The sequence below is a fragment of the Sorangium sp. So ce124 genome, from assembly GCF_051525235.1.
Lineage (GTDB): Bacteria > Myxococcota_A > Polyangia > Polyangiales > Polyangiaceae > Sorangium > Sorangium atrum.
Window position 1 is genome coordinate 11,359,138 of sequence record NZ_CP150312.1, and the last position, 12,926, is coordinate 11,372,063.

Genomic DNA, 12,926 nt, shown 5'->3' on the forward strand with positions numbered 1-12,926 from the left:
AATCGAGCTGTCGTGGAAGCACCTGAAGGCTCACCGCCGCTCTGGCGGGTACTCACGATCCCCCCCGCGGATCACCCGCGCTTCTGCGGCCTGCCGCGGGGCGGCGCGGGCGCCGCCGGCTCCGGGACCGCGGCGGGCGCCAGCGTCTGCCGCGCCAGCTCTCGCGCGTAGGCGAGGCGATCGGCCGGCGAGCCGAGCGCGCTCAGCCCCTCGTAAAGCCCCGCGAAGAACGTCGGGAAGAAGACCGCCGAGAGCGCCGCCACCACCCGGCGCGCCGCCGCCCGCTCCTCGAGCCCGGGCACCGCCGCGCGGACGAGATCGCGCAGGCGCTCCATCACCGGCGCGAAGAGCTTCGGGAAAGGACCGCTGTAGTCGTCCGCGTGAAACGCGTCGTGCAGGAGCGCCCTGCCCACGTTCGGGTACCGCATCCCGCCCTCGAGGTAGTAGCCGAGCAGCCCGCTCAGCGCCTCCAGGGGATCACCGGGCATCCGGGCGAGGAAATCCTCGCTGTCCGACAGCATGTTCCGGATCGACCCCTCGAGCGCCGCCGCGACGAGCGCCTCCTTCGACCGGAAATAGTAGTTCACCGCGGCGATGTTGACGCCGGCCGCCGCCGCGAGCTTCCGCACCGTCAGCTGCCCGATGCCGTGCTTCTCGATCTGATCGATCGCGGCGACCACGAGCCGCTGCCGAGGATCGAGATCGTCCGCAGGGGCGAGGGGGTCACGGTCGTTCATACAATTGTTTGAAACATACCTTGACGATGCTCCCGGCGGGCGTCAATTGTTGAAACACATGTTTCAAACGTTGGTTTCGTCAGGCGCCGGAGGTGCACCGATGGTCGATCGGCGGAGGTTTCTCACCCACACGGCGGTCGCGGGGGGCGCGGCGGCGCTCGGGTTCGCGTCGGGCCGCCGCGGGGTCGATCAGGAGGTCGCGTCCGCGCGGTTCCACGGCGACGACACGCTCGGGCGGGGCCAGGCGGCGCCCGTCTGGCACCGGTTCAAGTTCATCGGCCAGCCGGTGATGGACGCGCAGATCGTGTTCTGGCTTGGCCTCGCGTCGATGGGGCTGACCGACGTCGGCGAGGTGCTCGACACAGCGACCCGCATCCTCCCGGGCGACGAGCGCTCGTGGTTCGACCAGTGGCTGGCCACCGCGAAGCGGGTGCAGGGCTACGGCGACGAGGCGGAGGCCCGCGGCCATACGCGGAGCGCCGCGTCGCACTTCCTGCGCGCGGGCGCGTACTACCGGGCCGGGCTCATGCGCTACGCGGACCGCTCCGACCCGCGCCTGGTCGAGGCGACGATCACCGGGCTCGACCTGCACGGGCGGGCGCTCCGCATGCGGGGCTACGACTCCCGGCAGGTCGATATCCCCTACGAGAACGGCGTGCTCCACGGCCGCGTCCATTACGCGCCCGGGGTGGCGCGCGCGCCCGCGATCGTGCTGCAGCAGGGGCTCCACGCGTGGCCCGAGGACACCATGTGGGTCATCGACGGCGCGCTCCAGCGGGGCTACCACGTCCTCTCGTTCCACGGCCCGGGGCAGGGCGCCTCGCTGCGCCTCCACGGGCACCCCTTCCGGCCCGACTGGGAGGTCCCCGTGGGCCGCGTGCTCGACTTCGCCGAGCGCGACGAGCGGCTCGACGCCGGCAGGTTCGTCCTGATGGGCCTCTCGTTCGGCGGCTACCTCGCGCCGCGGGCGGCCTCGCGCGAGCGCCGCCTGCGCGCCCTCGTCGCCAACCCGGGCGTCGTCAGCTGGCGCGACGCGATGCTGCGCCACTTCGCGTCGATGCCCGGCCTTCTCGAGCTGCACAGCCGCGGCCCCGCGGCCTTCGACCGCGCCATCGACGCCGCCTCGGTTGTGATGCCCGACGCGCGCTGGTACTTCGACGACGTGGCATGGAAGCACGGCGTCTCGACGCCGCACGAGGTGATCGACGAGCTCCGCAAGTACGACAACTCCGATGGCGTCGCGAGCATCCGCTGCGAGACGCTGATCATGGAGGGCAGCGCGGAGGACGCGTCTCCAGGCGAGTCGGAGCGCCTCTACGGCGCGCTCACGTGCCCGAAGCACATGATGGTGTTCGACGCGGGCACGGCGTCGCAGGTCCACTGCCAGGGCGGCAACCAGCTCCTCGCCCAGGCGCGGCTGTTCGACTGGCTCGACGAGCGGGTGGCGCGATGAGGCCGGCCGATCGCGCCGCCGCGCGCGCCACGGACGAGCGTCGAGGCAGGGGCCCCTCCCGCCGGGGCACGCGCCCCCCGCGGCTCCGCGCCCTGGCGCCGCTCCTCGCCCTGGCGTCGCTCCTCGCCCTGGCGTCGCTCCTCGCGCCGGGCGCTGCGTGGGCCCAGCTCCCCGATCTCGTGGACCTGAGCGCGCAGTACATGCCGGGCGCGGCGATCGAGGACCCGCGCCCCGTGCGGGCGCAGGTCTCGTCGTACGAGGTCAACGCCAACGCGCCGATCCCCCTCGGGGAGAGGACGTTCCTGATCCCGGGGGCGACGTACCACGTCGAGGCGGTCTCGTACGCCGGCACCTCGCCCGGCTTCGACGAGCTCCGGGCCTTCCACGCCGTCGATGTCCCTGTGCTGTTCGTCCAGCTGCTCCCCCACGACTGGTCGCTCTCGCTGCGCGTCGCGCCGGGGCTCGCGGGCGACTTCGAGGCCGTCGACGGCGGGCTCGTCCGCGTCAGCGCGCTCGGGCTCGTGACCCACACGCTCTCGGACAAGCTCGTCCTCGGCGGCGGCGCGCTCGCGTCGTACAGCTTCGGCTCGTTCCTCCCGCTGCCGGCCGCGTACGTCGACTGGACGCCGAGCCCCCTCTTCCGCGTCGAGGCCTTCCTGCCGGGCTTCGCGGCCGTGAAGCTCCTGTTCGCGGATCGCGTCGAGGTCGGCCTGCGCGCGGACCTGGCGGGGAACGCCTACGCCGTGCGCGACCCGCGCGTCAGGGGCGCGTGGCCGTGCGCTGCCCAGCCGGCCGACGACCCGGCGACCGAGCAGGACGAGCGGGCGGCGCGGCCCGAGGAGTGCATGGATCACATCGCCTACTCGGTCGCGACCGCCGGCGTGACCCTCGGCGTGCGCGCGTTCGCGTCGGTGTGGCTGAACGCGCAGGCGGGACACAGCCTGTTCCGTCGCTACGAGCCGATGAACGACGAGGACGACGGCATCCCCGGAGGCGGGCAGAGCATCCCGAACGTGCTCTTCTTCCGCGCCGGCGTGACATGGCGCATCCCGAAGAGCTGAAGCGCGACTCACTGCCGCGCACGCGCGAGCGTATAGCTGCACACCGGATGGCCGCCGCTTGCCGGACCGTTGAAGACGGCTCGACGCCGGTGCATCCTCCGCCTTATGCGCCCGGGAGAGGTCATCGACAGCCGCTTCCAGCTCGAGCGCGTCGCGGCCGCCGGTGGGATGGGGACGGTCTACCGCGCCGTCGACCGGGCCACGGGGGCGCAGGTCGCGCTCAAGCTCCTCGGCCAGCCCGACCGGAGCGCCGCGCACCGCTTCGAGCACGAGGCGCGGATCCTCGCCGAGCTCGATCACCCGCGGATCGTCCGGCACGTGGCCCACGGCATCACCCCCGACGGGGTGCCCTACCTCGCCATGGAATGGCTCGAAGGGGAGAGCCTCGCGCAGCGCCTCGCCCGGCAGAAGCTCGATCTCGAGGAGAGCCTCGCCCTGCTCCGCGCGGCCGCCGAGGCGCTCGGGGCGGCGCACGCGCGGGGCGTCGTCCACCGCGACGTCAAGCCGAGCAACCTGCTGCTCGTCGGCGGCGAGGTCGCCGGCCTCAAGGTGCTCGACTTCGGCATCGCCCGGATGAAGCGCACCATCGGCGCGCTCACGCAGACCGGCTCCGTGATGGGGACCCCGGGCTACATGGCCCCGGAGCAGGCCACCGGCGAGCGCGACCGCCTCGACGCGCGGGCCGACATCTTCTCGCTCGGCGCCGTGCTCTTCGAGTGCCTCACGGGCAGGCCCGCGTTCCAGGGCCAGCACGTGATGGCCCTCCTCGCGAAGCTCCTCATGGAAGACCCGCCGCGCGTGCGGAACCTCCGGCCCGAGCTGCCGCAGGAGCTCGACGAGTTCGTCGCCCGCATGCTCGCCAAGGACCCGGAGCAGCGGCCGCGCGACGGCTCGGCCGTCATCGAGGCGCTCGACGCCCTCGAGCGCGATCCGACGAGCGGCCTGGCCGCGCCCCCCGTCCTGTACGAGGCGATCACGGCGTGCGAGCTCCGGCTGCTCTCGCTGGTGGCCGCGAGGGAGCCGCGCTTTGCGCCCTGCGACAGCGCGGCCAGCACGCTCGTCGCCGCGGAGCCGAGCGACCTCACGAGGAAGCTCTACACGAGCGCGCAGCCGTTCGGGGCCCGCGTGGACGCGCTCGCCGACGGGACGATCGTGCTCTCGATCGCCGGCGTCGGCGACGCCGCGCTGCAGGCCGCGCGCGCGGCGCGGTGCGCTCTGAAGCTCGGCGAGCTCGTGCCGGAGGCCTCCGTCGTGCTCACGACCGGCCGCGCCGAGCACACAGGCAGCCTCCCTGTCGGGCCGGTCATGGACCGCGCGGCCGCGCTCCTCGCCCTCGCGGAGCGCGACGCGCGCCCGGAGCGGAGGCCCGCGCCCGTGTGGATCGACGACGTGACGCGGGCGCTGCTCGACGCGCGGTTCGAGATCGAGCCGGCGCGCTCCGGCACGTTCTTCCTGCTGCAGGAGCGCGAGGTCGGCCGGTCGGCGCGGACGCTGCTCGGGAAGCCGAGCCCCTACGTCGGCCGCGACAGGGAGCTCCGGAACCTGCGCGAGCTCCTGGAAGACAGCTTCGGCGGGCCCGAGCCCCGCGCCATCCTGATCACCGGGCCGCCCGGGATCGGCAAATCCCGCCTGCGGTACGAGCTCATCGAGATCCTGCGGGAGCGGCACCCCGAGCTCACCGTCGCGGTCGGCCGCGGCGACTCGCTGAGCGCGGGCTCGCCGTTCTCGCTCCTCGGCTCCGCGCTCCGGGGCGCGGCCGGGATCACCGGCGGCGAGCCCGCCCCGGCGCAGCGCGAGCGGCTGCTCTCGCTCGTCGCCCGCGCCCAGGCGCTGACGCAGGGCGAGAGGACGCGGATCGCCGCGTTCCTCGGCGAGATCGTCGGCACGCCGTTCCCGGGCGAGGCCGATCCGAGGTTCCTCGCGGCGCGGCAGAGCCCGGCCTTGATGGCGGATCAGATCCCGCTCGCCTACCTCGACTTCATGGAGGCGGCGTGCGCGGCGGGGCCCTACCTGCTCGTGCTCGAGGACATCCAGTGGGGCGACGCGGCGTCGCTCAAGCTCATCGCGCGGGTCCTCCGGGAGCTCCGCGACCGGCCCTTCGCGGTGCTCTACTTGGCGCGCGTCGAGGTGCGGAAGGTCTTCCCCGTCCTCTGGGAGGGCAGCGAGGTCCACGAGATCACGCTCGGCGCGCTGCCGCGCCGCGCGGCCGAGGAGCTCGTGCGGCAGATCCTCGGCGACGGGCTCCCGCCCTCCGAGGTCGCGCGCCTCGTCGAGCGCGCGAGCGGCAACGCCTTCTACCTGGAGGAGCTCATCCGGGCGGTCGCCGAGGGGCGCGCGGACAGGCTGCCGGAGACGATCCTGGGCATGGTCGAGGCGCGGCTCGAGGCCATCCCCGCGGAGGCGCGGCGGCTGCTGCGGGCGGCGAGCATCTTCGGCGAGGCGTTCTGGAAGACCGGGGCGCTCGCCCTGCTCGGCGACGCCGGCGGGTCGACGCTCGCGGTGGACTGGCTGCCCTGGATGCTCCAGCGCGAGCTGCTCGAGCGCCGCGAGCAGAGCCGCTTCTCGGACGAGGAGGAGTACGCGTTCCGGCACGCGCTCATCCGCGACGGCTGCTACGCGATGCTGCCGGACCACGATCGCGCGCTCGGGCACCGGCTCGCCGCCGAGTGGCTCCTGCAGGCGGGAGAGCACGACGCCAAGGTGCTCGCCGAGCACTTCGAGCGGGGCGGCGAGCCGCGGCTCGCGGTGGAGTTCTACCTGCACGCGGCGGAGCAGGCGCTCGCCGGGAGCGACCCGGCCGCCGCGCGCGCGCTCGCGGACCGGGGGCTCGCCCTCGGCGCGGAGCGGGACGTCGAGGCGGTGCTCCGCGGGATCCGGGAGGGGGCGTCCCGCGCGCTGGGCGTGGCGGACGAGCGCGCCGCGCTCCCGTCGCGCTCGTGAGCGCTCAGGGAGGCCGCTTCCGAGGCCGCGGGTGCCGTCACTTCCGATCGGAGGCGAGAGCCACGCGCCGAGGAGCTACGATGGGCCTGGATTGACTCGAGGCTGCAGCCTCCAGCAACTGGAGGCTGCCTCCTCCAGGATGGCGCGCGGAGCCCGCCTTTCTCCCTGATCGCCCCGCGAAAACCAACTTGGTTCGGCGCTTGCTCTCCGGCTTGCCAGCCAACGAATCACGCGAAGGCGAGACGCGCGCCGCGACTCGCCCGGAGAGCTCACCATGATCAGGCCGATATTCTCTCTGCCCCCTGCTATGATGTCAGCGCCTGCGCTGCCGGGCGCCCATGCCCTTACGACCCTGCGGCGCGGCGCGGCGATGCTCCTCGTGACAGCAGGTGTGCTCGGATCGAGCGCGTCGGCGTGGGCGGCGGAGCCCGACTTCAACCACGATGGCTACGCCGATCTCGTCGTGTCCGTCAGATCCGAAGATACGACCCTCCCCGGAGTGCTCCTCAAGAAGGATACCGGCATGGTTCACGTGATCTACGGATCGAGCCAAGGAGTGTCGGCCACCGGCGCGGGCGGCACGGGGCGCACCGATCAGACCTTCACGATGGACAGCCTCGGTATGAGGGGCGTCGGCTCCGAGGCAGGCGACCGCTTCGGGACGTCCGTCGCGTGGGGTGACTTCAACAACGACGGCTGGACCGACCTCGCGGTCGGCATCCCCGAGCGGGACCAGGTAGGAGCGGCCGCAGCCGGAGCCGTCGCCATCATCTATGGCCTGCCTGCGCAAGGACAGGTCCTCGCGGGGCTCCAGCCGGGCGGCCAGGCTGGTAACGCAAGAGCACAGCTCATCACCCAGGATTCCCCGGGCGTGGCCGGGACCCCGGAGCAGGACGACCGGTTCGGCACCTCGCTCGCGTCGGGCGACTTCAACGGTGACGGCATCGACGACCTGGCCGTGGGCGCGCCGGGGGAGGACTATCCCACGGGCGGCGTCAGCATCATCTACGGCTCGGACGCGCCGGAAGGGCTCGGTCACGGTAAGTTCGGCAGCACGCAGCGCTGCTTGTCGCTCGAGCGGAGCTGCGGAGACATCTACTTGGCAGGGACCGCGCTCGCGGCCGGCGATTTCGACGGTGATGGCTACGATGATCTGGCGATCACCACCGATTGGTTCGGCTATGGCATGATCTCGCTCATCTACGGCACATCGAGCGGCTTCACAGCCAGGGGGACGAACACGCTCAGACGCGGGTACGACGGCCTGCGGGGGAATGCCTTTGTCGAAGGATTCGGCGAAGCCCTCGCAGCCGGAGACTTCGACAGCGACGGGTTCGCGGACCTGGCCGTCGGCGTGCCCGATGACGTCGTGCCGCCCGACGGCACCCCCGTCAACATTCGGCGTCAGGGCTCGGTGAACGTGGTTTATGGCACGAGCGCAGGACTGTCGACCGCTGGCAACCAGCTCTTCTATCCGTGGCTGCTGGGAGGCGGCGATGTCAACGGGGCAGGGTTCGGTTGGGCGCTCGCGACCGGCAACCTCGACGGGCAACACGGCGACGATCTGATGATCGGCGCGCCCTATGACCGCGGAACGGGCGATGGCTCCGCCGGCGCCGTGTACACCATGTACAGCCTGCCAGGCGGGCTATCCGCCGCGTCCAGCAAGCGCTGGAGCCAGGAGAGCCTCGTCGGGTACGGCTTGTCCTCCTATCCAATATGCAGCGAGTTTCATGGTGACGGGGACCATTTCGGGCGCGTCCTTCAAGCGGGCGACTACAACAACGATGATCTGGGCGATCTGGCGGTCTCGGCGCCGGGAAAGAGCCACACGGCCAAAGAGTGGCATGAAGGCATGGTCTTCGTGCTCACCACCAGACGCGCGACGGTCCGCGGCGACACCCAGCAGCATTTTTCAGCCGCGCAGTCGATCTACCAGGGCAACGACGACGTGAACGACATCGCCGAGAAGGACGATGGCTTCGGTCAATGACCGCCTGATCCCCCGCCATCGTCGCGGCGCTGCTGCCGCTTCCTCTGCGGGGTCTCGTCGCAGCCGCCGCCAGCCGCACGCAAGGTCTCCATGATGACCTTCCGCAGACAGGCGGCCGCCGGGTCCTTGTGCGTCCGCTCATGCCACGCGAGCGAGATCTCGTGGCCGAGGTCCTTCACGGGCAGCTCGACGATCCGGACAGGGAGGTGCGACCCGAGCGCCACGGCGACGCGGCGAGGCATGAACGCCACCAGGTCGCTGGCCGCTGCCGCCATCGTCGCGGCCGCGAAACCAGGGACCACCAGGGCGATCCGGCGGACCAGGCCCTGCGCGCGGAGGGCCTGCTCGACCATGGCGTGACCACGACCCGGACGGCCGAGCGGGATGTGCACGTCGATGAAGCCGAGCCGCGGGAAGGAGCCCCGCGTCAGACGCTGGCCCACGATCGGGTGATCGTGGCGGACGACTCCCACGGTCGGATCCCGGTAGAGCGGCGCGACGCGCAGCGCAGGGTCGCGCTTGTGCACCCCGATCGCCGCGTCGAGCCCGCCCGCGGACATGCCCCCCGACGCCACCAGGTAATCGACGCTCACCACGCGAAGCCGCGCGAGCGGCATCTCCCGCGCGAGCGCCGCCGCGACGGGCGGCACGTCCGCGATCTGCGAGTTGTCGGCGCAGGCGAGCGTGAGCTCCCGGGTCGACGAGCGCGGGTCGAAGACCCGCCGGTGCTCGATCATCGACCGCAGCTGGCCCATCGCCGCCGCGAGCTCCGGCAGCAGCTCGTCCGCCGCCGGCGTCGGCGCCATGCCGCGGCCATCGCGGACGAGCAGCGGATCGCCGAGCAGCTCGCGGGCCCTGGCGAGCGCGTTCGAGACCGCCGACTGCGTGACGCCCAGCCGGCGCGCGGCGCGCGTCGCGCTGCGCTCCTCGAGCGTGACCGCGAGGACGTGGAGCAGGTTGAGGTCGATGGTCGATAGATTCACCATGGTGATATTCTGTATCACGAACCATCACTGGAGATGGCACATGGCCTCTGTCTAGATACGGCCATGTCCACCCGCGAGAGGCGCCCGACCCGCGCTGGTTCCGCCCTGCTCTGGCTCGCCGCCGCCGGCCTCGCCGCCGCCGGCTGCGACGACTTCCACGAGTGCGATCCGCCCGATCCGGAGCGCCAGGCCGAGCTGCCCGCGGCGCTGTCGGAGACTGGCCTCTACGCTGACATCGCCGCGCGCGCGGTGGCGAGCGACGTGGTGGCCTACGAGCCCGGGTTCGAGCTCTGGAGCGACGGCGCCGAGAAGCAGCGGTTCATCCGGCTGCCGCCCGGCGCGCAGATCGACACAGGCGATCAGGATGCATGGCAGTTCCCCGACGGGACCCGCCTGTGGAAGGAGTTCCGGAGGGATGGGGCGCTCGTCGAGACCCGCCTGCTCGCCAAGGTGGGCCCCGCCCCCGAGGACTGGGCCTCGGTCGCCTACGTCTGGAACGCCGACGGGTCCGACGCGCTCGCGACGCCCGGCGGCGCCGCGGACGCGCGCGGGACGCCGCACGACGTGCCCGCGGCGGCCGAGTGCATGGGCTGCCACGGCGGGACCAGGAGCCGCGTGCTCGGCTTCTCCGCGATCCAGCTCGCCACGAGCCGGGGCGAGGTCGACCTCGACGAGGTCATCGCCCGCGGGATGCTGTCGGATCCTCCGCGCCAGCCGATCCAGCTGCCCGGAGACGCCGTGACGCGCGACGCCCTCGGCTGGCTGCACGCGAACTGCAGCCACTGCCACAACCGGAGCCGCCCGAAGAGCGACGGCGCGCGCTGCTATGACCCGGAGCGCAGGTTCGATTTCACGCTCCGGGTCGGCGAGCTCGCGTCCGTCGAGTCGACGGCCACCTACCGCACCGCCATCGGCCAGGTGATCGACCCGGGCGATCCCGACGGCAGCGATGTGATGGAGCGCGCCCGGAAGCGCGATCCGGACTGGCCTTCGATGCCGCCCCTCGGGACCGAGATCGTGGACGAGGCCGGGCTGGACGTCCTCCGCACCTGGATCCGCAGCCTCTAGAGCGATTTGCGGTTGAGCTTGGTACAAGCTGAGCACGGTCGGGCGGGACGGTGGCATCGCTGATGCTGTTGCCTACCGCATGGGCCCGTACAGCATCGACCTGCGGCAGCGGATCATCGACGCCTACCAGAACCGTGAAGGAAGTATCCGGGAGCTGGCCGAGCGGTTCGAGGTCGCCCCGAACACGGTGCAGAACTATCTCACGCAGCTGCGCGCCACGGGCGACCTCGCGCCGAGCCCGCACGGCGGCGGCATGCCACGGAAGCTCGACGACACAGACGAGCGGGCACTGATCGCGCTGCTGGAAGAGAAGAACGACCGGACGTTGGCAGAACTGATCGAGCAGATGGAGCAGCGTCACCATGTGCACGTCAGCGTCTCGACGATGAGCCGCACACTGCACCGGATGGGGATCACCCGAAAAAAAGGACGTTGGGTGCCAGCGAGCAAGACCGCCCGGACGTTCAACAGGCCCGCGCGAGTTTTCAAGATTGGGCGGGGACCGCAGATGCGCGCCGCTTGATCTTCGTCGACGAGTTCGGTGCCAACCTGGGCATGACCCGGCTCTATGGCTACGCCCCCAGCGGGCAGCGGGCCTACGGCAAGGCGCCGGCGAACGCGGACCCGAACCTCACGCTGGTGCTCGGGCTGGGGCTGCAGGGGGTGGTGGCGCCGGTGGTCTTCGAAGGCGCCATGAATCGTCCTCGATTTGAGACGTACGCCCAGGAATATCTGGCTCCGGTGCTGCGGCCTGGCGACATCGTGCTCGTGGATCGACTCAAGCCACATCTATACCCCGAGGTCCGCGCGGCCATCGAGGCGACGGGTGCCGACTACCACCCGCTGCCGCCTTACTCGCCTGATTTCTCGCCGGTGGAAGAGTGCGGCAGCAAGATCAAGCAGACCCTCCGCACCGCTGGGCAGCGGACCGTGGTGGGCGTGCTCGACGCGATGGACAGGGCCCTCCACCAGGTGACGCCGAAGGACGCCGAAGGCTGGTTCCGCCATGCGGGCTACCTCGACCGACCCCCTCGTCCCAGACCGCAGCGCAGGGGCACGCCTCGGAGGCGTGCGCCGCGGATTCGCACGCCTCGCAAGCGTCGCGCTCGGGATCCGCCACGCCCCGCCCGAGGGGCGCGGTCTGTACCAAAGCCAATCGCGAACCGCTCTAGAGCGGCGGTCACCCGCTTCGGATACGGGCCCACCTCGACGTTTTCGGTGCTCAGCGCACCGGAGTCTCAGGATCCTACAGATCTCGCTTGATGTGTGTTGGGCGACGTGATCAAAGCTGCGGATGGGTTCACCTGCAGCAGAGCACGCAGCGGCACTCGCCGAGGAGATGAGCGACGCGCACTTCGGCGATGCGCGGCTTTCGAAGCGCCAGACCAAGCTGGTGCAGAAGCTGGCGCAGGCGCCGGACAAGAGCTTCCCCTCGCTGCTGTCCGACAGCGAGCTGGAGGCGGCGTACCGTTTTTTCGGCAACGACGCCGTCACGCCCGCGGCGATCCTGGCTCCGCATGTGCACGCCACCCTCGCGCGCATGGAGGCCGAGCCGGTGGTGCTCGCCATCCATGACACCACGACCCTCTCCTTCCGCTCGGACGGCCAGCGGCAGGGGCTCGGACGGCTGCGCTCCTCGGGGCAGACGTTCTTCGCCCACTTCACGCTGGCGGTCAGCGGCGATGGAACGCGCCGCCCGCTCGGCGTGCTCGATCTGAGCACGCACGTGCGCGACGACGGCACGATGGACAACGAGCACGACCGCTGGGGAGAGCAGGTGGAGCGCGTCGCGGCCTTGGGCGCAGCTCCGCACGACGTGGTGCATGTCATGGACCGCGAAGGCGACGACTACGGCCTGTTCGCGCAGCTGTTGAGCGCAGGGCATCGGTTCGTGATTCGGCTCGCGCACAATCGCCTCGTCGAGGCCGACGCCCTCGGAGAGCAGGCCAAGCTCGAGCAGGCGCTCGCGCATGTTCAAGCGGTGGCCGTACGCGAGGTAGAGCTTTCGCCGCGGCCGGCAGCCAATCGCAGCCCTCAACAGAAACGGCTGCATCCTCCGCGCGCAGGACGCTTGGCCAAGCTCGCCCTTGGAAGCACGCGCGTGACCCTGCGGCGACCGAGATCCCAGCCGCGCGAGCTGCCGGCGACGCTCTCGCTTCAGGTCGTGCGTGTCTGGGAGCTCGAGCCGCCGCCGGGCGAAGCGCCGGTCGAGTGGGTGCTGCTCACGAGCGAGCCGGTCGAGTCCGTCGAGCAGTTGACGCAGCTGGTTGACTGGTACCGGGCGCGGTGGATGGTGGAGGAGTTCTTCAAGGCCCTGAAGACCGGATGCGCCTACGAGAAGCGCCAGATTGAGGACCTGCACGGCTTGCGCAACGTGCTGGCGCTCTTCGCGCCCATCGCCTGGCAGCTATTGCTGCTGCGCAGCGAGGCTCGGCGCGCTCCGGAGCAGCCCGCGACCGCCGTGCTCACGCCCACCCAGCTCGCGGTGCTGCGGGTCTTCGCGCGCAAGCCCCTGCCCGAGAACGCCACGGCCCGCGATGCCTTCCTGGCCATCGCCGGGCTCGGCGGACACCTCCGGCGAAACGGCGAGCCCGGCTGGCAGACCTTGGGCCGTGGCTACGAGCAGCTCCTCACCCTCGTCCAGGGCTGGAGCGCCGCGAGGGAGGTGGGGAAATTATGATCAATCCT

Annotated in this window: 10 protein-coding genes; 8 read left to right on the forward strand and 2 right to left on the reverse strand. The window is 71.5% G+C overall.

The window, feature by feature from the left end; translation table 11 throughout:
• Window positions 1-71: 71 nt before the first annotated feature.
• Window positions 72-737, reverse strand: a complete 666-nt coding sequence (locus WMF19_RS42680; RefSeq protein ID WP_272095628.1) for a TetR/AcrR family transcriptional regulator — start codon at window positions 735-737, stop codon at window positions 72-74.
• A gap of 100 nt (window positions 738-837) precedes the next feature.
• Between WMF19_RS42680 and WMF19_RS42685 the strand changes: the two genes are divergently transcribed.
• The 4 genes from WMF19_RS42685 to WMF19_RS42700 all read left to right on the forward strand — a co-directional run bounded on the left by WMF19_RS42685 (window position 838) and on the right by WMF19_RS42700 (window position 8,184).
• On the forward strand, window positions 838-2,190 hold the full coding sequence (locus WMF19_RS42685; RefSeq protein ID WP_437895624.1) for an alpha/beta hydrolase family protein: 1,353 nt from the start codon (window positions 838-840) through the stop codon (window positions 2,188-2,190).
• On the forward strand, window positions 2,187-3,251 hold the full coding sequence (locus WMF19_RS42690; protein ID WP_437895625.1) for a DUF6268 family outer membrane beta-barrel protein: 1,065 nt from the start codon (window positions 2,187-2,189) through the stop codon (window positions 3,249-3,251). The genes WMF19_RS42685 and WMF19_RS42690 overlap by 4 nt, the downstream gene beginning before the upstream one ends.
• A gap of 105 nt (window positions 3,252-3,356) precedes the next feature.
• Window positions 3,357-6,191, forward strand: coding sequence for a serine/threonine-protein kinase (locus tag WMF19_RS42695; protein WP_437895626.1), 2,835 nt, complete (start codon window positions 3,357-3,359; stop codon window positions 6,189-6,191).
• A gap of 499 nt (window positions 6,192-6,690) precedes the next feature.
• The gene (locus WMF19_RS42700) at window positions 6,691-8,184 is read left to right on the forward strand and encodes an FG-GAP repeat protein (protein WP_437895627.1); all 1,494 of its coding nucleotides are present in this window, start codon (window positions 6,691-6,693) and stop codon (window positions 8,182-8,184) included.
• Here WMF19_RS42700 and WMF19_RS42705 read toward each other — a convergent pair.
• Window positions 8,178-9,170 (reverse strand): LysR family transcriptional regulator, encoded by a 993-nt coding sequence (locus WMF19_RS42705; protein ID WP_437895628.1) that lies wholly within the window; start codon window positions 9,168-9,170, stop codon window positions 8,178-8,180. The genes WMF19_RS42700 and WMF19_RS42705 overlap by 7 nt on opposite strands.
• Window positions 9,171-9,233: 63 nt before the next feature.
• Here WMF19_RS42705 and WMF19_RS42710 point away from each other — a divergent pair, with 63 nt between their 5' ends.
• The 4 genes from WMF19_RS42710 to WMF19_RS42725 all read left to right on the forward strand — a co-directional run bounded on the left by WMF19_RS42710 (window position 9,234) and on the right by WMF19_RS42725 (window position 12,918).
• Entirely contained in the window at window positions 9,234-10,238 is a 1,005-nt protein-coding gene (locus WMF19_RS42710) for a hypothetical protein (protein WP_437895629.1), read from the forward strand.
• Window positions 10,239-10,317: 79 nt separating this feature from the next.
• Window positions 10,318-10,761 (forward strand): helix-turn-helix domain-containing protein, encoded by a 444-nt coding sequence (locus WMF19_RS42715; protein ID WP_437895630.1) that lies wholly within the window; start codon window positions 10,318-10,320, stop codon window positions 10,759-10,761.
• Entirely contained in the window at window positions 10,758-11,501 is a 744-nt protein-coding gene (locus WMF19_RS42720; RefSeq protein ID WP_437895631.1) for a transposase, read from the forward strand. The genes WMF19_RS42715 and WMF19_RS42720 overlap by 4 nt, the downstream gene beginning before the upstream one ends.
• 76 nt (window positions 11,502-11,577) lie before the next feature.
• On the forward strand, window positions 11,578-12,918 hold the full coding sequence (locus WMF19_RS42725) for an IS4 family transposase (protein WP_437893055.1): 1,341 nt from the start codon (window positions 11,578-11,580) through the stop codon (window positions 12,916-12,918).
• Window positions 12,919-12,926: the final 8 nt, after the last annotated feature.

What these genes read in the sequence shown, in the direction of transcription:
- WMF19_RS42715 (WP_437895630.1), top strand. Translation starts at nt 10,318, where the DNA reads ATGGGCCCGTACAGCATCGACCTGCGGCAGCGGATCATCGACGCCTAC.
- WMF19_RS42705 (WP_437895628.1), bottom strand. Translation starts at nt 9,170, where the DNA reads ATGGTGAATCTATCGACCATCGACCTCAACCTGCTCCACGTCCTCGCG.
- WMF19_RS42680 (WP_272095628.1), bottom strand. Translation starts at nt 737, where the DNA reads ATGAACGACCGTGACCCCCTCGCCCCTGCGGACGATCTCGATCCTCGG.
- WMF19_RS42725 (WP_437893055.1), top strand. Translation starts at nt 11,578, where the DNA reads ATGAGCGACGCGCACTTCGGCGATGCGCGGCTTTCGAAGCGCCAGACC.
- WMF19_RS42690 (WP_437895625.1), top strand. Translation starts at nt 2,187, where the DNA reads ATGAGGCCGGCCGATCGCGCCGCCGCGCGCGCCACGGACGAGCGTCGA.
- WMF19_RS42695 (WP_437895626.1), top strand. Translation starts at nt 3,357, where the DNA reads ATGCGCCCGGGAGAGGTCATCGACAGCCGCTTCCAGCTCGAGCGCGTC.
- WMF19_RS42710 (WP_437895629.1), top strand. Translation starts at nt 9,234, where the DNA reads ATGTCCACCCGCGAGAGGCGCCCGACCCGCGCTGGTTCCGCCCTGCTC.
- WMF19_RS42685 (WP_437895624.1), top strand. Translation starts at nt 838, where the DNA reads ATGGTCGATCGGCGGAGGTTTCTCACCCACACGGCGGTCGCGGGGGGC.